Origin of the sequence: Amycolatopsis sp. NPDC051758, assembly GCF_044453095.1 — a bacterium.
Taxonomy (GTDB): domain Bacteria; phylum Actinomycetota; class Actinomycetes; order Mycobacteriales; family Pseudonocardiaceae; genus Amycolatopsis.
In genome coordinates, this window is record NZ_JBITCJ010000003.1 from 723,899 (window position 1) to 742,469 (window position 18,571).

Here is an 18,571-nt window from a genome sequence, read left to right on the forward strand (position 1 = left end):
CCCGACAGTTCCGGTTCGGCTTCCCCACCGGCCGGATCATCGGGTCGCGAGCCGCAGCAGCGCCCAGAGCTGCGCGGCCTGGTCGTGGACTCCCCGCACGGTCACCGAGGTCAGGGACGCGCGGCCCCAGAGCCAGAGGTAGATCTGCGCGGGTCTTGCCGTGACGACGTCGTCCGCGGTCTCGGCCTCCTCGGCCGAGCAGCGCCAGGCCTCCGTCACCTCGGGGCCGGCCCGCGCGATCCAGCTGTGCGCGCCGGCCCGCACGCCGACCGAGCCCGCTTTGGTGCCGGTCAGCCCGAGCATCGGCAGCTTCTGGCCGAACCACAGGGTCAGCGCCTCGTCGATGCCGTCGAGCGCGAGGTCTTCGGCGACACCGCGCTCCGGAGTGCCCGCCGCCTGTTCGACGTCCACGCGGTGGATCACCGTTTCGTGCAGCATCCGGCGTCGCCAGAACCCGAAGGTCGGGTCGGCCGGCCACCACGTGTCGGCGTGCTCTTCCGGGTCGTGCGCGGCCAGCTCGTCGAGCAGTTCGGCCAGGCCCGTCTCCAGGTATTCCGCCAGGCTCTGGCCGGGTCCGGGGTCGCGCTGCCACTCTTCCGGGGTGCGGCCCTCGACCAGCCGGCGCCGGACCATCCGGTAGAGGCTCCCGACGTGCCGGGCCACCTCGGCGAGCGACCAGCCCGGGCACGCCGGCACCGGCGCCTCGACCGGCGCCGCGTGCACCGCTTCGGCCAGCACCCGGCCTTCGATCCCCAACGCCGTGAGCAGCCGCCCGTGGTCGACCAGGCCCTGCTCACGCGACATGGGCTCCCCCGGTGATCGGCAGGCCGTGCACCAGACGGCGGGCGAGTTCCAGGAACGGCGTGGCGGCGCGCACCAGCTGCGCGGACGACTCGTCGGTGACCTTGCCGGTGATCCCGGCCTGCGCGGCGGCGCGCGCGGCCGAGTTGCTCGCGAAGAAGGCAGACCACTCCCGCAGCTCAGGGGCGACGGAGTCGAGCAGCACCCAGGTGCTGGCCGGCCGCGCCCGCCCCCGGTGCGGCCGCCCACGAGCGGCAAGCACGGCGGCGGCGCCACGCAGGGCCGCGAGGTAGGCACCGATGAACCGCTCCGCGGCGTCGGTCTCCCGTTCGGCCTCGGCGAGCCCGCGCCGCGCCTGCGCGAGCAGGCCGGCTGCGGCAGGCAGGGCCGGCGGGCGCAGGGACATGGGGAGCTGAGGGTCGGCTTCCGCCGGGGTGGCCGGGTGAGTCATGGGCAGGTGAGGCTGCGAGGAGGCTGCTGCCGACGGCACCGTGGCGGCACGCGGCGACGGAGGCGGTTGGGCTTGCGCGGCGTCTGCCGCCGCAGCCGACGAATCCGGCCGGACCTGCCCAGAAGTCGCGGTGGCCGCCTCAGCCGCGCGCGGCGACAGAGGCAGCGGGGCCCGCGCGGGGTCCGCCACCGCAACCGACGAATCCGGCCGAGCCTGCCCCGAAGTCCCGGTGACTGCCTCAGCCGCGCGCGGCGACAGAGGCAGCGGGGCCCGCGCGGGGTCCGCCACCGCAACCGACGAACGCGGCCGGACCTGCCCGGAAGTCCCGGTGACTGCCTCAGCCGCGCGCGGCGAAAGGGGTAGCTGCGACCGCGCGGAGTCGGCTTCGGGGGTTGCCCCGGCCGTCACCGGCACGGCAGCCGGACGCGACGGCAAAGGCAACTGCGGCTGCTCCGAGTCCGCCGGAGCCTGCGGGCGCGATGCCAGGGGCAGCTGCGGCTGCGCAGGGTCCGTCGTCGGAGCCGGCGGGCGGCGGCGGGGTTCGCAGGAGGTTGCCGCCACGACGGCCGGGCGCAGCGGCATCGACAGCTGCGCCTGGCGGCTGCCCGCGGCCGACGGGTGGCGCCGGGCCGGGGCCGTGTCGGTGGCCGGGTGCGGCGAAAGGGGCAGCTGCGGCTGCCCGGGATCCGTGGGGGACACGACCTTGACGGACATGACGACCCTCCTCCTGCGCGGGGTGAGCCCGGTCGGGGACCCGCCGCCGAGACGCTTCCCCCGTCCCGGCGCCGGGCACCTGACCGGTGCGCGCTCACCAGATGTCGAACGCCTGTTCGAACGATTTCCAGAGTAACCCCGGACCCGGCGTCCGCTCAACCCCACGGGTGGAATCCCCGGACGTGGTGCGGGACACCAGGTCGGTGGCGTGATCTCATAGGCTCATGAGTTCGCTGGAGCACCCCGCCGTCGCCAAGGTGGCGGCCGCGCTCGCCGAAGCCGGCCAGCACGCCGCCGCCGAGGGCATCCGTGTCCTGCCCGCCGAGGTCCGGACCGCCGCGCAGGCGGCCGAAGCGCTCGGCGTGCCGGTCGGGGCCATCGCCAACAGCCTCATCTTCCGCCTGGGGTCCGACAAAAACGCGCTCCTCGCGCTGACCTCGGGCGCGCACCGCGCGGATCCGGCCACGCTCGCCCGGCTGGCCGGGGCCGAAATCGGGAAGGCCGACGCCGATTTTGTGCGTGCACACACCGGGCAGCCGATCGGCGGCGTCGCGCCGGTCGGGCACCCCGCGCCGCTGCCGACGCTGGTCGACACCGCCCTGCGCGCCCACGACGTCGTGTGGGCCGCGGCCGGGCACCCGAAGACCGTGTTCCCCACCACCTTCGCCGGGCTGGTGGCCTTGACCGGGGGCACCCCGGGCGCGCTCGCCGGCGCGGAGGAAGATGGGCAGCCGTGACCGCGATGCCCGCCGGCTGCTCCCGTTACGTCCAGCTCTCCGCGGACGAGTTCCGCGCGCGCCTGCCCGAGGCGCTCGCCATCTACGTCCGGGCGATGCGGTACCCGGCGGGCACCGCCGAACAGCGCGCGCCGATGTGGCTCACCCACGCGCTGCGTGAGGGCTGGCGCTGCATGGCCGCGCTCGACGCCGACGACGCCCTGCTCGGGGTCGCCTACGGTTACCGCGGGCGCGCCGGGCAGTGGTGGCACGAGCAGGTGCGGCACGGGCTCAGCCGGCGGTCCGGGCCCGAAGCGGCCGAGCGCTGGCTGGCGGACTACTTCGAGCTGACCGAGATCCACGTCCGGCCGGAGAACCAGGGCCACCAGATCGGCGAGGACCTGCTGCGCGGCCTGATGGACGGCGTGCCGAGCGCGAACGTGCTGCTGTCGACGCCCGAGGGCACCAGCCGCGCGTGGAAGCTCTACCGCCGCACCGGGTTCGTCGACGTCCTGCGCGACTACCACTTCGCCGGCGACCCGCGGCCGTTCGCGATCCTCGGGCGGGCGCTGCCCCTCGAGCCGCGCTGAGGGGCAGCACCCGGGTTCACCGCGGTTCGGGCCGCCAATAGCCGACGGCCAGCGCCCCGACCAGCACGGCCGCGCCGCACCACGCCGTGACGCCCAGCCGTTCCCCGAACAGCACCGCGGAGAGCACCGCCGCTGTCAACGGCTCGAGGACGGCCGACAGCGCACCCAGCACCGGGTGCGCGTCCGCCAGGCCGCGCAGGTACGCGGCGTAGGCGAGCGCGGTCGGGACGGCGCCGAGGTAACACGCCACCGCGAGGACGTCCGCGTGCAGCGGCAGCACCATGCCGGACCAGCTCGCGAGCGGGGTGAGCAGCACACCACCGATGAGGCAGCCGAACGCCGTCGTGGGCAACGGCTCCAGGCCTTCGACCGGCTTCGCGGTGAGCATGGTGAGCGCCGCGAAGCCGGCCGCCGCGAGCAGCGCGAAGGCGAGGCCCCCGACGAGGTGGGCGGGTTGGTCCGGCGACCAGCGGAGCAGGACGAGCCCGGCGAGGGTGCCGGCCACGGAGACCAGCGTCCAGCCGCGGGGTTTCCGCATCCCGGCGAGGGTGACCACGACGGGTGCGGCGCCGATGGTGGTCATCGTCGCGATGCTGACCGAGCTGAGCTCGACGGCGGCGAAGTAGCTCGCCTGGAACAACGCGAACAGGCCACCGACGGCGAGCAGCCTTTTGGCCGCTTCGCGGGTGCGCGGCAGGGCGCCGCCCTTCAGGACGACGAACAGGGTCCCGACCCCGCCGCCGACGAGCAGCCGGTAGGCGGCGACGGCGAGCGGGTGGAGGCCGGCGAGTTCACCGAGCAGTGAGCCGGCGAGGCCGCCGGTACCCCAGAGGACACCGGCGAGAACGAGCGCGGCCGACGAACGGGCGCGCACGGGTAGGGCGAGAGACATCGGAAGAACGCTCCTGCGTCGAAGGAATCGGAGTCGACGACGCGGGGCGGCGTGCGCCCTTCTTCAGGGCGCAGCTGGATGGCCGCGGGCACTCAGGCCACGCGGCGGAAGACCGCCCCGCTCAGGCGCGGGGCGGTGGGGTGACGAAGAGAATTCGGTCCACGCGGCGAACTTAGCGGCAGGACGCGGGTGGGTGCGAAGGGTTTTCCACAGGGGGACCGGGTTGGGGACAACCGAGCCCGGGAACGGCTTCCGGGAGGGGTTTGTCGGCGGGGGCCGATAAACTGGACAGGGGACGCCCCCCAAGGGAAGGGCGGGGGCCGGCTGGTCGGCGCGGGCCCCCGGTGGGCCTGCTCCGGTGCCCCGGGAAGCCCGGTTCTCGGCGGTAGCCGGGTGATGCACCCAATGTGGCGTTCGGTGCGTCAGATGCGCCCAACGCCACACTGGGTGCATTACACCTCGAGTTGCGGCCCGCGCGTGAAGCTTGCTCAGCAGCAAACGGCAGCAGAAGTCCGGCGGTCAAACCGCGACTTCGCCGGGAAAGGCGGGGCCCGGCCGCTCGGCGCCGGGCCCCACACCTCGTCAATCCAGGTGGGCCAGCTGCTCCCGCAGCGTGTCCAACCCCATGCCGCCCATCTTCAGCGCCTCCGTGTGGAACCGCTTGATGTCGAACGCCGCTCCCGCCCGCTTCTGGACCTCCGCACGCGCCGCCAGCCAGAGGCGCTCGCCGATCTTGTACGCCGGGGCCTGGCCCGGCCAGCCGAGATACCGGTCGATCTCGTCGCGGACGTGGGCCTGGTCCGTGATCGTCCTGGTGAGCATGAACTCCAGGCCCAGCTCCGGCGTCCACCGTTCGCCCTCGTGGAAGCCGGTTCCCGCCGGGATCGAGAGCTCCAGGTGCATGCCCAGGTCGACGACCACGCGGGCGGCGCGGAACAGCTGCTCCGACAGCATGCCCAGCAGGTCGCCGTCGTCCGCCAGGTAACCCAGCTCCTCCATCAGGCGCTCCGAGTACAGCGCCCAGCCCTCCGCGTGACCCGAGGTGAACGCCATCAGGCGCTGGTACTTGTTCAGCGCGTCCGACTGGTCGACCGCCGTCGCGATCTGGAGGTGGTGGCCCGGCGCTCCCTCGTGGTAGACGGTGCTCGTTTCGCGCCAGGTGACGAACTCGTCGCGGCCGGCGGGGAGGGACCACCACATCCGGCCCGGGCGGCTGAAGTCTTCGCTCGGCCCGGTGTAGTACGCGCCGACGCCGCCGCCGGGCGGCGCGATCTTGCACTCCAGTGCCATCACCCGGTCGGAGATCTCGAAGTGCTTGCCGCGCAACGACTTCAGCGCGTCGTCGGACAGGCGCTGCATCCAGGCCTCGAACTCGGCGCGGCCGCGGATGCGGTAACGCGGGTCGGCGTCGAGCACTGCCGCGGCTTCGGCCGGGGTCGCGCCCGCCTTCACCCGGTTCGCGACGGTGCGCATCTCGGCTTCGATGCGGGCGAACTCCGCCCAGCCCCACTCGTACGCTTCTTGCAGATCCAAGGCAGCGCCGACGAAGTACCGCGACCACAGGCGGTAGACGTCCTCGCCGACGGCGTCCTTGACCGGCGCCCGCGGCGCGAGCTCCGCCCGGAGGAACCCGGCGAACTCCGCGAACGCCTCTTCGGCGGCCCGCGCGCCGTGCGCGAGGTCCGCCTTCAAGGCTTCACCTTGCGAAGACGCGCCGCCGACGAGCTCGGCGAAGAAGCCCGTCTCGTCCTTCAGGCCCGCCCACGTTTCGCACTGCTCCGCCACCTTCGCGACCTGACGCAGCGCCGCGACGCGCCCCGCGTCGGCCCCCGCCAGCAAGCCGGTGCGGATCCCCGCCAGCGCCTTCGGCACCTCGCCGATCCGGGCCGCGACGACCGACCAGTCCTGCTCGGTGTCCAGCGGCATCAGGTCGAACGCCATCCGCAGCTCCTGCACCGGGCTGGAAATGACGTTCAGGCTCGAGACGTCGAGGCCGGCTTCGTGGATCTCCAGCTCCAGGCCGACGCGCTCGGTGAAGACGGCTTTCGCGGCCCGCTCCGCGGCATCCCGCGGCTCGATCGCGGTCACGGCGGCGTGGGCCCGCGAGGCCAGCCCGGCGCGCTCGGCGAACCCGTCCGCCGAGTAGTCGGTCAGGCGGTGGTCGTGCCCGTTGATGCCGTGGGACGTCGCCGCGACCGGGTCCGCGGCCGCGTAGTCCTCGACGTAGCGGTCGCAGATCCCGTGCACGTCTTCGGATGCAGTAGAAGCCATGCGCCGCACGCTACCGGTCCACCAGGGGGCCGCGGTACGGACTTAAGCACGGGCCGGAACCAGGCCGAGGCGGGCGATCACCTCGCGAGTCGCCTTCGAGCGGTTGAACGTGTAGAAGTGCAGGTTCGGCACGCCTTCGGCGACCAGCTTCTCGCACAGCTCCGTCGTGACGTCGATGCCCGCCGCGCGGAACGCCTTGGGGTCGTCGGCCAGCGGTTCGAGCCGGTCCAGGAGCTTGCGGGGCGCCGGTGCGCCGGACAGCTTGATCGTCGTCTGCAGCGTCCGCATGGTCGTCAGCGGCATCACGCCGGGCAGCACCGGCACGTCGCAGCCGGTCGCGGCCACCCGGTCGCGCAGCCGCAGGAAGTCCTCGGCGTCGTGGAACAGCTGCGCGATCGCGAAGTCGGCGCCCGCGCGCAGCTTGCGGACCAGGTACTTCGTGTCCGACTCCAGGTCGGCCGAGCGCGGGTGGCCGTAGGTGTACGCCGAGACGCCGATGCAGAAGTCGCCCAGCTCCCGGACCAGCTGGACCAGCTCTTCGGCGTAGGTCAGCCCCTCCGGGTGCGGGATCCAGTCGCCGTAGACGTCACCCGGCGGGTCGCCGCGCAGCGCGAGGATGTTGCGGACGCCGACCGAGGCGTACCAGCCGATCACGTTGCGCAGCTCGGCGACGGAGTGGTTGACCGCGGTCAGGTGCGCCATCGGCACCAGCGTCGTCTCGGTCGCCACGCGGGCGATGCTGCGGATCGTGCCGTCGCGGCTGGAGCCGCCGGCGCCGTAGGTGATCGACATGTAGGTCGGGTCGTACGGCTCGAGTTCCCGGACGGCCTTCCACAGGACGGCCTCGTCCGCCGCGTCCCGGGGTGGGAAGAACTCGATGGAGAACTTCGGCCCGTCTCCTCGCAACCGCTCGATCACCGACGTCATACCCGAATGTTAAGGGCCGACGCCCGGCATCCGGGAGCCCCCGTCCGCGTCGCGAGACAGTGGATCGAGTCACCTTCGAGCGGTTTCCACGATTAGACTGGCCTCTCACCCCGGGGAGTGGCCGATGAGGTACGACGACGCGAGCTGGGACGAGGACGTGCGCCTCGCCGTGTACCACGCCTTCGCCGACCGCGGCCGCGCGCCGACCGCGCCGGAGCTGGCCGACGCGGCGGGCGGGTCGCTGGCCGTCGCGAAGCAGGCGCTGCACCGCCTGGCCGACGCCCACCACCTGGTGCTCGACGAGTGCGAGCACGTCGTGCTGGCGCACCCGTTCGCCGCGAAGTCGCTCGGCTTCTCCGTGATGGGCTCCCACACGCTGTGGTGGGGTGGCTGCGCGTGGGACTCGTTCGCGATACCCCACCTGGTCGAGGACGAGCCGGAGGTGCTCGTCGCGACGCGCTGCCCCGGCTGCGGCCAGCCGCACGCGCTGGTCGTCGACCGCGCCGCGCCGCCGGAAGGCGCGCAGGTGGCGCACTTCCTGGTGCCCGCCGCGCGGATGTGGGACGACGTGCTGCACAGCTGCGGGCACCAGCGGCTGTTCTGCTGCGAGTCCTGTGTGGACGCGTGGCTGGCGCAGACCGGGCAGGACAAAGGGTACGTGATGGACCTCGTCACGCTGTGGCGGCTCGCGCGCGGCTGGTACGAGGGCCGGCTCGAGCGCGGCTACCGGCGGCGGGAGCCGGACGGCGCTGTCGACTACTTCGCCGAGGCGGGCCTGACCGGGCCGTTCTGGGCCGCCGCGGCCAGAGTCTGATTCACCACATCCGGGTGCCCCGGCGGCCCACCGGTCCGCGGGTTCGGCGAGTATTACGGGCATGAACGCGCCCGTTTCCGACGCCGATCTGCCCGCCCACGTCGAGCGCGCGCTGGCCGGGTTCCTCGGCCGGGCGAGTGCGGAAATCGTCGGGACCGAGCCGACCGTCGCCGCCGGGATCGACGCGCTGAGCGGGTTCGTGCTGACCGGCGGCAAGCGGCTGCGCCCGACGTTCGCCTGGTGGGGCTGGCGCGGCGCGGGCGGCGACCCGGCGGGCCCGGACGCCGAGGGCGTGCTGCAGGCGGTGTCCAGCCTGGAGCTGATCCAGGCGTGCGCGCTGATCCACGACGACCTCATCGACTCCTCCGACTCCCGCCGCGGCTTCCCGACCGTGCACATCGCGGGTGCGAAGCTGCACGCCGACCAGGGCTGGCTCGGCTCCCCCGCGACGTTCGGCCTGGCCACCGCGGTGCTGGTCGGCGACCTCGCGCTGGCCTGGGCCGACGACATGTTCGCCGACGCGGCCCTGCCGGCCGCCACGCTCGCCGCGGCCCGCCCGGCCTGGCGCGCGATGCGCACCGAGGTGCTCGCCGGGCAGTACCTCGATGTCCGCACGCAGGCCACCGGCGACGCCTCCCCCGAGGCCGCGCTGAAGATCGACCGGCTCAAGACCGCCGCTTACACCGTGCAGCGGCCGCTGCACCTCGGCGCCGCGCTGGCCGGCGCCTCCCCCGACCTGATCACCACGCTGCTGGAGTTCGGCGGCGAGGTCGGTGTCGCGTTCCAGCTGCGCGACGACCTGCTGGGTGTCTTCGGCGACCCGTCGGTCACCGGCAAGCCGGCCGGGGACGACCTGCGCGAGGGCAAGCGCACGCTGCTGGTCGCGCTCGGCCTGCAGCTCGCCGCGGAGAAGGGCGAGGAGGCCGCGGCCACCGTGATCGCGGACGCGATCGGCGACGCGGACCTCTCCGACGAGGACGTGGAGACCGTCCGGATGGCGTTGCAGCAGGTCGGCGCGGTGGACGCGGTCGAGCGGCGGATCGACGAGCTGACGACGGCGGCGATGGCCGCGCTGGAGCGCGCGCACCTGGCGGAGCCCGCGCCCGAGGCGCTGACCGGGCTGGTCGTCAAGGCCACCCAGCGGACGTACTGACGTGCGGCGAATCAGCGGGGCCGCCGACCACGTCGTGGTGATCGGGGCCGGGCTGGCCGGGCTTTCGGCGACCCTGCACCTGCTCGGCGCGGGCCGGCGGGTCACGCTGCTGGAGCAGGCCGACGTGCCGGGCGGCCGGGCCGGGCAGCGGAACTTCGACGGCAACGCCGTGGACACCGGCGCGAGTGTGCTCACCATGCCGGAGCTGCTGGACGAGGCGTTCGCCGCGGTCGGCGAGTCCCTGAGCAAGAACCTGCGCCTGACCAGGCTGGACCCGGCGTACCGGGCGCGCTTCGCCGACGGCAGTTCGCTGGCGCTGCACACCGACGGCGACACGATGGAAGCCGAGATCCGCGAGTTCGCCGGCGCCCGGGAGGCGGCGGGCTACCGGGCGCTGCGGCGCTGGCTGAGCGAGCTGTACACCGTGCAGAAGGACCGGTTCCTGGCGACGAACTTCGACTCGCCGTTCGACCTGGCCCGGCCCGAGCTGGCGAAGCTCGCCGCGCTCGGCGGGTTCGGCAAGCTCGGCCCGCGCATCGGCCGGTACCTGCTCGACGAGCGCGTCCGGCGGCTCTTCTCCTTCCAAGCGCTCTACGCCGGCCTCGACCCGGCGCGCGCGATCGGCGCGTACGGCGTCATCTCGTACATGGACACCGTCGGCGGCGTCTACTACCCCGAAGGCGGGATGGGCGAGATCGGCCGGGCGATGACCGGCGCCGCCGCGCGGGCGGGCGCGGAGGTGCGGTTCGGCACCGAAGCCGCCTGGCTCGAGCGGGTCTCCTCGCGGGTGCGTGCGGTCCGGACGCGCTCGGGCGAGCGGATCGCCTGCGACGCCGTTGTCCTCGCCACCGAGCTGAGCTCGGCGTACCGGCTGATCGGGGCGCGGCCGCGACGGCCGGTGCCGCTGCGTTACTCGCCATCCGCCGTCGTCCTGCACGGGCGGACGACGAAGGCGTGGGACCTCGGGCACCACACGATCTTCTTCGGTGCCGCCTGGGAGCGGACCTTCGCCGAGATCATCCGCGAAGGAAAGCTCATGAGCGACCCGTCGCTGCTGGTCACGCGGCCGACGGCGACCGACCCGGGGCTGGCCGGGCGCGGCGGCGAGATCGTCTCGGTGCTCGCGCCGGCGCCGAACCTGCGTCGTGGGCCGATCGACTGGGAGCGGGTCCGCGAGCCGTATCGCGACGAGCTGCTTCGCACGCTCGAGGCGCGCGGGCTGACCGGGTTCGGCGACGAGTTCACCGTCGACCAGACGATCACGCCGGCGGACTGGGCGGCCCGCGGCCTCACGGCCGGGACGCCGTTCTCGCTGGCGCACACGTTTGCGCAGACCGGCCCGTTCCGGCCGGCGAACCTGGTGCGCGCCGCGGACAACGTCGTGCTGGCCGGCTGCGGCACCACCCCCGGCGTCGGGATCCCGCCGGTGCTCATCTCCGGGCGGCTCGCGGCGGAACGGATCACCGGGTGAACGAGCTCGACGCCGCCGGCATCACCGGTGACGGCCTGCGTGCGGCGTACCTCGCCTGCCGGCGGCTCAACGCCCACCACGGCCGCACGTTCTTCCTGGCCACCCGGCTGCTGCCGGCGCGCGCCCGGCCGGCCGCGCACGCGCTGTACGGCTTCGCGCGGATGGCCGACGAACTGGTCGACAACCCGGCCCCCGGGAGTGACCCGGCGGTCGAGCTGGACCGGGTCGCTTCCCTGGTGGACGTCGTCTTCGACGGCGGGGAGCCCGGCGACCCGGTGCTCGTGGCACTGTCGGACACGGTGCACCGGTACGGCATCGAGCGCGAACTGTTCGACGCGTTCCTGACGTCGATGCGGATGGATCTCAAGCCGGTCGAGTACGAAACGTTCGCCGAGCTCGGCGAGTACATGTACGGCTCGGCCGCGGTGATCGGGCTGCAGATGCTGCCGGTGTTCGGCACGGTGGGCCCGCAGGCCGACGCGGTGCCGGGGGCGATCGCGCTGGGCGAGGCGTTCCAGCTGACGAACTTCCTGCGCGACGTCGGCGAGGACCTCGACCGCGGCCGCCTGTACCTGCCGCTGGCGGAGCTGGCCGCGTTCGGCGTCTCGCGTTCGCTGGTGGAGCGGCGGCGTCCGGATCCGCGGATCCGGGCGGCGCTGGCGTACTTCGTCGCGCGGACGCGGGCGGTGTACCGGCGGGCCGAAGCCGGGATCCCGTTGCTGCGCCCGGAATCGCGGCCGTGCGTGCGGACGGCGTTGACGCTGTACGAAGGAATCCTCGACGAGATCGTCGCGCTGGACTACGACATCCTGACGCGGCGCGCGGTGGTGCCGAAGCGGCGCAGGCTGGTGGTCGCGCTACCACCCTTGGCCACGGTTTGGGCGCGCGAGACGGTCCGGGGCGGTCGTAGGCTTCGGTCATGACCAATCGACCGATCCGGATCGGGCTGCAGCTCCAGCCGCAGCACGCTGACTACGACACCATCCGGCGCACGGCGTCGGCCGCCGAGGACCTCGGGGCCGACATCGTCTTCAACTGGGACCATTTCTACCCGCTGTACGGCGACGCCGACGGTAAGCACTTCGAGTGCTGGACGATGCTCGGCGCGTGGGCGGAGTCGACGTCCCGGGTGGAGATCGGCGCGCTCGTGACGTGCAACAGCTACCGCAACCCCGAGCTGCTGGCCGACATGGCCCGCACCGTCGACCACATCTCCGGCGGGCGGCTCATCCTCGGCATCGGCTCCGGCTGGTTCGAGAAGGACTACGACGAGTACGGCTACGAGTTCGGCACCGCGGGCGGCCGCCTCGACGACCTCGCGGAGTCCCTCCCGCGCATCGAGTCGCGCCTCGGCAAGCTGAACCCGGCCCCGACCCGCAAGATCCCGGTCCTCATCGGTGGCGGCGGCGAGAAGAAGACCCTCAAGCTGGTCGCCAAGCACGCCGACATCTGGCACGGCTTCGGCGACCCGGAGGTCGTCGAGCGCAAGGTCAAGATCCTCGACCAGCACTGCGCGGACGTCGGCCGCGACCCGAACGAGATCGAGCGCTCATGCGGCGTCCAGGGCGAGCCGGACGAGCTGGGCCCGAAGCTGCTCGACCTGGGCGTCACGACGTTCACGGTGGGTGTGGGCGGTCCGGACTACGACCTGAGCGCGCTCGAGTCGTGGATCGCTTGGCGCGAGAAGAACAACGGCTGAGTTTCGCCGGTGTCGAGGCCGTCCCGGGTTCCGGGGCGGCCTCGATCCGTTTTCAGCCGCAGCTCACGACGGCGTACGCGCCCGGTGTGCGGCGACACGTTCGCGCGTCGCGCACCGGGACGAACAAAACCGCCGCGGACTACCGCCCCCCGTATGCGCGAACGGCTTCCCGCACGACACCGACGCGCACAACCCGCCCGGCACGTCCTGCCGCTCCGCCAGCAGCGACGCCAGCCCCAGCGCCGACGACGTCACCAGCCACGCACCCCAAGGCCCGTCGTCCGCGGCGTCCACGTGCAAGTGCCAGCCGTAACCCTCTTCGTGGTCGGTCAAGCGTGGGGGACGCGCATACTCCGCGAAGAGCCGGTTAAGCGCCGAAGCCGCCGAAGCCACGTCAGGCGCCGCAAACACCGAACGCAGCTCGACCGCCGCCGACCTCAGCTCGGCAACCTCCGCAGAAGACAACCGAACCTCCGGTTCCCCGTGCAGACGCAGCACACGCGCGACCGCAGCCGGGTCAGGGTCCGGAACCAGCAGCACCTCCAACAGGTCGACAGCGCGCTGCACGGAATCCCGGTGCGGAAAGGCCATACCCCACTGTAACGTCTCCATCATGGCAAGCCGTTACGTCGGATACCTCGCGGGCGCCACGCTCGCCCGGACCGGCGACGAGCTGTCCGGGCCCGCCCTCCTCCTGCTCGGCCTGACCGCCGGCCCGCACGCCGGGTCGGCGCTGCTCGCGGGCCTGACCGCGGCCGCCGCGGCGGGTGGGCCGGTCTTCGGCGCCTTCCTGGACCGCAGTCCGGTCCCGGGGCGGCTGCTCGCGCTCGCCCTCGGCGGGTACGCCGGTGGGATCGCCCTGGTCGCGGCCACCTTCGGGCACCTGCCGCTCGGTGCGGTGGTCGCGCTCGCGGTGGTCACCGGTCTGCTCAACCCGGCCGTCGCGGGCGGCTGGACCGCTCAGCTGCCCGCGGTCGCCGGACGAAGGCTCGAGAAGGCGAGCCGGTTCGACGCGCTGACGTTCACCGCCGCCGCCCTTGCCGGTCCCGGCCTGGCCGGGCTGCTCGGTGGGCCCGTCGGGCTCGTGGTGGCGGTGGCCCTGGTCGCCGCCGCGGTGCCGGCTGCATGGGTCCTACCGGGAAAACGACCCCGGACGAAAACCCGCCTCAAGGACGGCTTCGAAGTTCTGGTGCGCAACACGCCGCTGAGGCGGGCGACATGCGCGTCGACGCTCTCGTGTGCCGGCATCGGCATGGTCACCGTCTGCTACCCCCTGCTGGGCGCGGCCCACCTCCGCGGGCCGGCCGACGGGGCGCTGCTGCTGACCGTCCTGGCGGTGGCGTCCCTGCTGGTCAACGCGGTGTTCGCGCGATACCCGCTGCCGTGGGCCCCGGACCGCACGGTCTGGCTGAGCACGCTCGTCCTCGCGGCGAGCTTCGGCCTGGCCGCGCTCGCCCGAGACGTCACGGGGCTGGTCGCGGCCGCCGCCATCGCCGGGGTCGCCGAAGGACCGCAGCTCACGGCGTTGTTCGCGATCCGGCACCGCGAGGCGCCCGAGCACGTCCGCGCGCAGGTTTTCACGACGGCGGCCAGTGTGAAGATCACCGGGCTGGCGGCCGGAGCAGCCTTGGCCGGGCCGCTGGCGGCGTGGTCGCTGCCGGCTTGCCTCAGCGTTGCTGCGGTGGTCCAGATCGCCGCCGCGATGACCTATCTCCGCAGGTCAGAAGGCCATCGCCTGGGCGCGCCGCTTCACCTCGGTGCCGTGGCTGGTGCGCAGGGCGTTGACCGGGGTCTTGCCCGGCAGCGACTCGTCGGTGGTGAACAGCCAGCGGAGCATCTCGGTCCGGGAGAACCCGGAGTCCGCGAGCACCGTGATCGTCCCCGCGAGGCCCTTGACCACGCCGTCCCGCACGAAGAAGTCGCCGGGCACGCACAGTTCACCGCCGCGCTTCAGGGCGATCAGCTGCCCGTCGCGCAGCATCTGCCGGACCTTGTTGGTCGACGTCCCGAGGGCGGTCGCGACCTCCGGCAACGGGAGGACCACGATGGCGGCGTCGAGGATGTCTTCGGCGACAGGAATCCCACTCACAGGTGACACTGTGCCACATTCCGCCCCCGCACCCGCTAGTACACAAGGGTGACCCGCGAGGTCTCCTGCACGCGGCGTGCCGGGTTCCGTACGATCCCTACTCGTGACACGCACCCATCCCAGCCTGGTCGGCACGCTGCTCGAGCGGCGCTACCGCGTGGACAGCCTCCTCGCCCACGGCGGGATGTCGGCGGTCTACCGGGGGACGGACACCCGGCTGGACCGCCAGGTCGCGATCAAGATCATGGATCCGCGCTTCGCCGACGACCGGTCGTTCGTGGACCGGTTCGTGCGCGAGGCGCAGTCCGCCGCCCAGCTGCACCACCCGCACGTCGTGGCGGTGCACGACCAGGGGGAAGAGGGCGGCGTCGCCTTCCTGGTGATGGAGCTCGTCGACGGCGGCACCCTGCGGGACCTGCTGGACGAGAAGGGCCCGCTCGACGTCGCGCTCGCGCTGAGCATCGCCGAACCCGTGCTGTCGGCGCTGGCCGCCGCGCACCGGGCCGGGCTGGTGCACCGCGACGTCAAGCCCGAGAACGTGCTGATCGGCCGGGCCGGGCCGCACACCGGTGGTGTGGTCAAGGTCGCCGACTTCGGCCTCGTGCGGGCCGTGGCCAGCGCCGGGACGACCAGTTCGAGCGTCATCCTCGGCACCGTCGCCTACCTCTCCCCCGAGCAGGTCACCACCGGCGCGGCCGACTCGCGCGGGGACGTCTACTCGGCCGGGATCCTGCTCTACGAAATGCTCACCGGCCGCGCGCCCTACACCGGCGACACCGCGATCTCGGTGGCGTACCGGCACGTCAACGACGACGTCCCGCGCCCGAGCGAGCTGCGCCCGGACCTGCCGCCGGACCTGGACGAGCTGATCACGCGCGCGACCCGGCGCGACCCCGCGCAGCGGCCCGCCGACGCCGGGGAGTTCCTCACCGAGCTGACCGCGGTGCGCGCGCACCTGGGCCTGCTGCCGGTGACCGTGCCGATCCCGGTGTCGCACGGCCAGGGCGACGTCGCCGACACCGAGCGCACGCTGCCGCGGATCCCGCAGGTGCCCGACACCCAGCAGACCATGCCGGTGAACCGCCCGAACGCGACGCGGGCGCTGAACCACCCGGCCACCCCGGCCCCCGGGATCACGCAGCAGATCCCGCCGGTGCCACCGCCGCGGCCGCCGCGGCGCCGGAGCGAGCCCGAACCCGAGAAGCCGATGGACAACCGGAAGCGGATCGCCATCATCGCCGGTGCCGTGCTCCTGTTCGGCGGGCTGATCACCGCGTTCATCTTCATGGTCACCGACACCGGCGGCGACAAGACCGCGACCGTGCCGAAGCTGGTCGGGCTGAACCAGGCCGCGGCGGGTGACGCGCTGCGGGCGGTGAAGCTGACGCCGCAGTTCAGCCAGGAGTTCGACAACTCGGTGCCGTCGAACACCGTGGTGCGGGTCGAGCCCGTGGAGGGCACGCCGCTGGCGCCGAACTCGGCGGTGTCGGTCGTGCTGTCGAAGGGCCGCCCGGCGGTGCCGGACATCCGGCCGGGCACCGCGCTGCCCGACGCCGAGCAGGCGATCAAGACCGCACAGCTGACCCCGGTCCGCGGCACCGACGACTTCGACGCCGACGTCCCGCAGGGCGCGGTGATCCGCACCGAGCCGTCCGCGGGCAGCCAGCTGAACATCGGCGGCCAGGTCACGATCATCGTGTCGAAGGGCCCGATCCCGCTGCCGCCGGTCCCGGACGTCACCGGCCGGAGCAAGGACGAGGCGTTCCAGCTGCTGCAGCAGGCCGGGTTCGAGCCGTTCCAGGCGGGCGAGGAGTTCAAGCAGGACGTCCCGGGCGGCGCCGTCACCCGGACCGACCCGCCGGCCAACTCCCAAGCCAAGGAGAAGCGGATCGGCGTCTTCGTCAACAACGCCGTGCAGGTGCCGGACGTCCGGTTCCGCTCGTTCGACGACGCCCAGAAGATCCTCGAGCAGGCCGGGCTGAAGGCCGACCGTGACGGCAAGGGCGGCGGCCGCGGTGGTGGCGGCGGCGGGTTCGACTTCGTCTTCCAGCAGGACCCGCAGCCGGGCACGTTCGTGCAGAAGGGCAGCAAGGTCAAGCTGAAGGGCTTCGGTGGATGATCGGCAGCCGAGGCCGTGTCACCGGGAAGATCGGCCCCGGCCTGATCGGTGAGGTCCTGCTGAACGTCCGGGGTGGCACGGAGGCGTTCTACGCCTACCCGATCGACCCCGAGGCGACCTTCACCTCCGGCACGCAGGTGCTCGTCGTGGACTTCGAACCCCCTCGCACGGTTTATGTCGAACGGTGGCAACCCCTGGCGCGTTAGCGGCGTCGTAGGGCTACCAACAACATAAGAGCGAGGGGGTTGGGAGGCCAATGAACATCCTGCTGATCGTCGGCATCGCCGTCGTGGCCGTGATCGTGATCTTCGGACTGCTCCGGATCCTGTACAAGGTGGCGGAGCCGAACGAGGCGCTGATCGTGTCCGGCTGGGGGATCCGGGTCGAGCGCAGCGAGACCGCGGACAGCCTGGGCTTCAAGATCATCACGGGCCGCGGTGTGAACGTCATCCCCGGGTTCCAGACCGCCCGGCGGCTGTCCCTGGACACCCGGGGCGTCAATCTGCAGGTCTCGTGCGTGACCCGGCAGGGGCTGCCGGTCACCGTCCGGGCCGTGGTGATCTACAAGGTCGGTGACGACTTCTCGTCGATCGCCAACGCCGCCCGCCGGTTCCTGGACCAGCAGAAGGGCATGAACGACACGATCCACGAGCTCTTCTCCGGGCACCTGCGCTCGATCGTCGGCGGGCTGACCATCGAGGAGATGATCCACAACCGGGACGCGCTCACCGGCGAGGTGCGCCAGTCCTCGGCGACGGAGATGATCAAGCTCGGCCTGATCGTGGACTCCCTGCAGATCCAGGAGATCGACGACGAATCGGGCTACATCCTCAACCTCGGCAAGCCGCACGCCGCCGCGATCGCCGCGTCGGCCCGGATCGCCGAGGCGCAGCGCGACCAGGAGGCCGCCGAGGTCGAGCAGATGTCCGCGGCGAAGAAGGCGGCCGCGGTCCGCGAAAGCCAGATCCAGCAGGCCGGCTACCAGGCCGAGGTCGACCAGGCGCGGGCGAAGATGTCCCAGTCGGGTCCGCTGGCCGAGGCGACCGCGCGCCAGGAGGTCGTCGTCCAGGAGACGCGGGCGGCCGAGCTGGAAGCGGCGCTGGCCGAGCAGCGGCTGCAGTCGCAGGTCCGCAAGCCGGCCGACGCGAAGGCGTACGACACGCGGACGACGGCGGACGCGGCCCGTGACGCTTCGATCGCCAAGGCCCAGGCCGAGGCGAAGGAGACCGAGCTGCGGGCGGCGGCGGACGCGACCCGCGTCAAGACCGCGGCCGAAGCCGAGGCGCAGGCCACGAAGGCCCGGGCGGAGGCGGCGGCCGGGGCGACCCGGGCGACCGGTGAAGCGGAGGCGGCCGCGGCCAAGGCACGCGGTCTCGCCGACGCGGAGGCGGCCAAGGCGAAGGGTCTCGCCGAAGCCGAGTCGGCCCGGGCGAAGGGTCTCGCCGAGGCGGACGCCATCAAGGCGCGTGCGGCCGCGCTGGCGGAGAACCAGGAAGCCGTCGTCGCGCAGCAGCTGGCCGAGCGCTGGCCGGAGATCGTCGAGGCGGGCGCGAGCGCGTTCGGCAACATCGATCACATGGTCGTGCTCAACGGCGCCGACGGCATGTCCGACATGTTCGCCAAGGCGCTGTCGCTCGGCGGGACCGGCCTCGGCCTGGCCCGGCAGCTGATGGAGTCGATGGGCAAGCCGACCGACAAGGAGCTCGACGAGAGCGCCCGGAAGAACGGCGAGCTCAAGCTGCGCGAGGGTGACCTCAAGCTGAGCGACTGACCGTGCACGGTGCGTACGACCTCTGTGTCCCGGATCACGGGAGACCGGGGCCGTACGCCCGTTCGGGGGCGGAAATTCGGGCGATGTTGTCCT

17 protein-coding genes are annotated in these 18,571 nt (G+C 72.9%); 10 read left to right on the plus strand and 7 right to left on the minus strand.

The genetic code is table 11. The features are described from left to right. Positions 1-36: 36 nt before the first annotated feature. Both ACIA5G_RS18735 and ACIA5G_RS18740 read right to left on the minus strand, forming a co-directional pair. Positions 37-804: a maleylpyruvate isomerase family mycothiol-dependent enzyme gene (locus ACIA5G_RS18735; protein ID WP_395924613.1), complete on the minus strand. Its 768-nt coding sequence runs from the start codon at positions 802-804 to the stop codon at positions 37-39. After that, the gene (locus ACIA5G_RS18740) at positions 794-1,252 is read right to left on the minus strand and encodes an SAV_6107 family HEPN domain-containing protein (protein WP_395924615.1); all 459 of its coding nucleotides are present in this window, start codon (positions 1,250-1,252) and stop codon (positions 794-796) included. The genes ACIA5G_RS18735 and ACIA5G_RS18740 overlap by 11 nt, the downstream gene beginning before the upstream one ends. A 938-nt stretch (positions 1,253-2,190) precedes the next feature. On the opposite strand from ACIA5G_RS18740, the gene ACIA5G_RS18745 reads away from it, so the two are divergent. After that, positions 2,191-2,703: a YbaK/EbsC family protein gene (locus tag ACIA5G_RS18745; protein WP_395924617.1), complete on the plus strand. Its 513-nt coding sequence runs from the start codon at positions 2,191-2,193 to the stop codon at positions 2,701-2,703. Further along, positions 2,700-3,272 carry a GNAT family N-acetyltransferase gene (locus ACIA5G_RS18750; protein ID WP_395924619.1) on the plus strand — a complete coding sequence of 191 codons (573 nt, stop codon included), beginning with the start codon at positions 2,700-2,702 and terminating at the stop codon, positions 3,270-3,272. The genes ACIA5G_RS18745 and ACIA5G_RS18750 overlap by 4 nt, the downstream gene beginning before the upstream one ends. Positions 3,273-3,288: 16 nt before the next feature. On the opposite strand, the gene ACIA5G_RS18755 is transcribed toward ACIA5G_RS18750, so the two are convergent. From ACIA5G_RS18755 to metF, 3 genes are all read right to left on the minus strand, one after another. Continuing rightward, entirely contained in the window at positions 3,289-4,164 is an 876-nt protein-coding gene (locus ACIA5G_RS18755; RefSeq protein ID WP_395924621.1) for a DMT family transporter, read from the minus strand. Between the two features lie 582 nt (positions 4,165-4,746). Next, a complete protein-coding gene (locus tag ACIA5G_RS18760; protein WP_395924623.1) occupies positions 4,747-6,435 on the minus strand; it encodes a DUF885 domain-containing protein in 1,689 nt (562 codons plus the stop codon). A 42-nt stretch (positions 6,436-6,477) separates the two neighbouring features. Continuing rightward, positions 6,478-7,362: a methylenetetrahydrofolate reductase [NAD(P)H] gene (gene metF, locus ACIA5G_RS18765; RefSeq protein WP_395924625.1), complete on the minus strand. Its 885-nt coding sequence runs from the start codon at positions 7,360-7,362 to the stop codon at positions 6,478-6,480. A gap of 124 nt (positions 7,363-7,486) precedes the next feature. Between metF and merB the strand changes: the two genes are divergently transcribed. The 5 genes from merB (at position 7,487) to ACIA5G_RS18790 (ending at position 12,499) form a co-directional block, all read left to right on the plus strand. Next, complete coding sequence (merB, locus tag ACIA5G_RS18770) at positions 7,487-8,176, plus strand: organomercurial lyase (protein WP_395924627.1); 690 nt, start codon at positions 7,487-7,489, stop codon at positions 8,174-8,176. 61 nt (positions 8,177-8,237) lie between these two features. Continuing rightward, positions 8,238-9,329 (plus strand): polyprenyl synthetase family protein, encoded by a 1,092-nt coding sequence (locus ACIA5G_RS18775; protein WP_395924629.1) that lies wholly within the window; start codon positions 8,238-8,240, stop codon positions 9,327-9,329. A gap of 1 nt (position 9,330) precedes the next feature. Continuing rightward, positions 9,331-10,800, plus strand: a complete 1,470-nt coding sequence (gene crtI, locus ACIA5G_RS18780; RefSeq protein WP_395924631.1) for a phytoene desaturase family protein — start codon at positions 9,331-9,333, stop codon at positions 10,798-10,800. Next, complete coding sequence (locus ACIA5G_RS18785) at positions 10,797-11,723, plus strand: phytoene/squalene synthase family protein (protein ID WP_395924633.1); 927 nt, start codon at positions 10,797-10,799, stop codon at positions 11,721-11,723. Before crtI ends, ACIA5G_RS18785 begins: the two co-directional genes overlap by 4 nt. Further along, positions 11,720-12,499 (plus strand): LLM class F420-dependent oxidoreductase, encoded by a 780-nt coding sequence (locus ACIA5G_RS18790; RefSeq protein ID WP_395924635.1) that lies wholly within the window; start codon positions 11,720-11,722, stop codon positions 12,497-12,499. Before ACIA5G_RS18785 ends, ACIA5G_RS18790 begins: the two co-directional genes overlap by 4 nt. 63 nt (positions 12,500-12,562) lie before the next feature. Here the strand turns inward: ACIA5G_RS18790 and ACIA5G_RS18795 are convergent, their stop codons facing one another. Both ACIA5G_RS18795 and ACIA5G_RS18800 read right to left on the minus strand, forming a co-directional pair. Beyond that, positions 12,563-13,090 carry a CGNR zinc finger domain-containing protein gene (locus ACIA5G_RS18795; RefSeq protein ID WP_395924637.1) on the minus strand — a complete coding sequence of 176 codons (528 nt, stop codon included), beginning with the start codon at positions 13,088-13,090 and terminating at the stop codon, positions 12,563-12,565. 1,129 nt (positions 13,091-14,219) lie between these two features. Then, a complete protein-coding gene (locus ACIA5G_RS18800) occupies positions 14,220-14,588 on the minus strand; it encodes an Rv2175c family DNA-binding protein (protein WP_395924639.1) in 369 nt (122 codons plus the stop codon). A gap of 103 nt (positions 14,589-14,691) precedes the next feature. On the opposite strand from ACIA5G_RS18800, the gene pknB reads away from it, so the two are divergent. Genes pknB through ACIA5G_RS18815 form a run of 3 tightly spaced genes read left to right on the plus strand, consistent with a single transcriptional unit; the run spans position 14,692 to position 18,478 of the window. Further along, entirely contained in the window at positions 14,692-16,707 is a 2,016-nt protein-coding gene (gene pknB / locus ACIA5G_RS18805) for a Stk1 family PASTA domain-containing Ser/Thr kinase (protein WP_395924641.1), read from the plus strand. Next, entirely contained in the window at positions 16,704-16,913 is a 210-nt protein-coding gene (locus ACIA5G_RS18810; RefSeq protein WP_395924643.1) for a hypothetical protein, read from the plus strand. The genes pknB and ACIA5G_RS18810 overlap by 4 nt, the downstream gene beginning before the upstream one ends. Before the next feature lie 50 nt (positions 16,914-16,963). Next, positions 16,964-18,478 carry an SPFH domain-containing protein gene (locus ACIA5G_RS18815; protein ID WP_395924645.1) on the plus strand — a complete coding sequence of 505 codons (1,515 nt, stop codon included), beginning with the start codon at positions 16,964-16,966 and terminating at the stop codon, positions 18,476-18,478. Positions 18,479-18,571: the final 93 nt, after the last annotated feature.

What these genes read in the sequence shown, in the direction of transcription:
- ACIA5G_RS18735 (WP_395924613.1), bottom strand. Translation starts at nt 804, where the DNA reads ATGTCGCGTGAGCAGGGCCTGGTCGACCACGGGCGGCTGCTCACGGCG.
- ACIA5G_RS18740 (WP_395924615.1), bottom strand. Translation starts at nt 1,252, where the DNA reads ATGACTCACCCGGCCACCCCGGCGGAAGCCGACCCTCAGCTCCCCATG.
- ACIA5G_RS18745 (WP_395924617.1), top strand. Translation starts at nt 2,191, where the DNA reads ATGAGTTCGCTGGAGCACCCCGCCGTCGCCAAGGTGGCGGCCGCGCTC.
- ACIA5G_RS18755 (WP_395924621.1), bottom strand. Translation starts at nt 4,164, where the DNA reads ATGTCTCTCGCCCTACCCGTGCGCGCCCGTTCGTCGGCCGCGCTCGTT.
- ACIA5G_RS18760 (WP_395924623.1), bottom strand. Translation starts at nt 6,435, where the DNA reads ATGGCTTCTACTGCATCCGAAGACGTGCACGGGATCTGCGACCGCTAC.
- metF (WP_395924625.1), bottom strand. Translation starts at nt 7,362, where the DNA reads ATGACGTCGGTGATCGAGCGGTTGCGAGGAGACGGGCCGAAGTTCTCC.
- merB (WP_395924627.1), top strand. Translation starts at nt 7,487, where the DNA reads ATGAGGTACGACGACGCGAGCTGGGACGAGGACGTGCGCCTCGCCGTG.
- ACIA5G_RS18775 (WP_395924629.1), top strand. Translation starts at nt 8,238, where the DNA reads ATGAACGCGCCCGTTTCCGACGCCGATCTGCCCGCCCACGTCGAGCGC.
- ACIA5G_RS18790 (WP_395924635.1), top strand. Translation starts at nt 11,720, where the DNA reads ATGACCAATCGACCGATCCGGATCGGGCTGCAGCTCCAGCCGCAGCAC.
- ACIA5G_RS18795 (WP_395924637.1), bottom strand. Translation starts at nt 13,090, where the DNA reads ATGGCCTTTCCGCACCGGGATTCCGTGCAGCGCGCTGTCGACCTGTTG.
- ACIA5G_RS18810 (WP_395924643.1), top strand. Translation starts at nt 16,704, where the DNA reads ATGATCGGCAGCCGAGGCCGTGTCACCGGGAAGATCGGCCCCGGCCTG.
- ACIA5G_RS18815 (WP_395924645.1), top strand. Translation starts at nt 16,964, where the DNA reads ATGAACATCCTGCTGATCGTCGGCATCGCCGTCGTGGCCGTGATCGTG.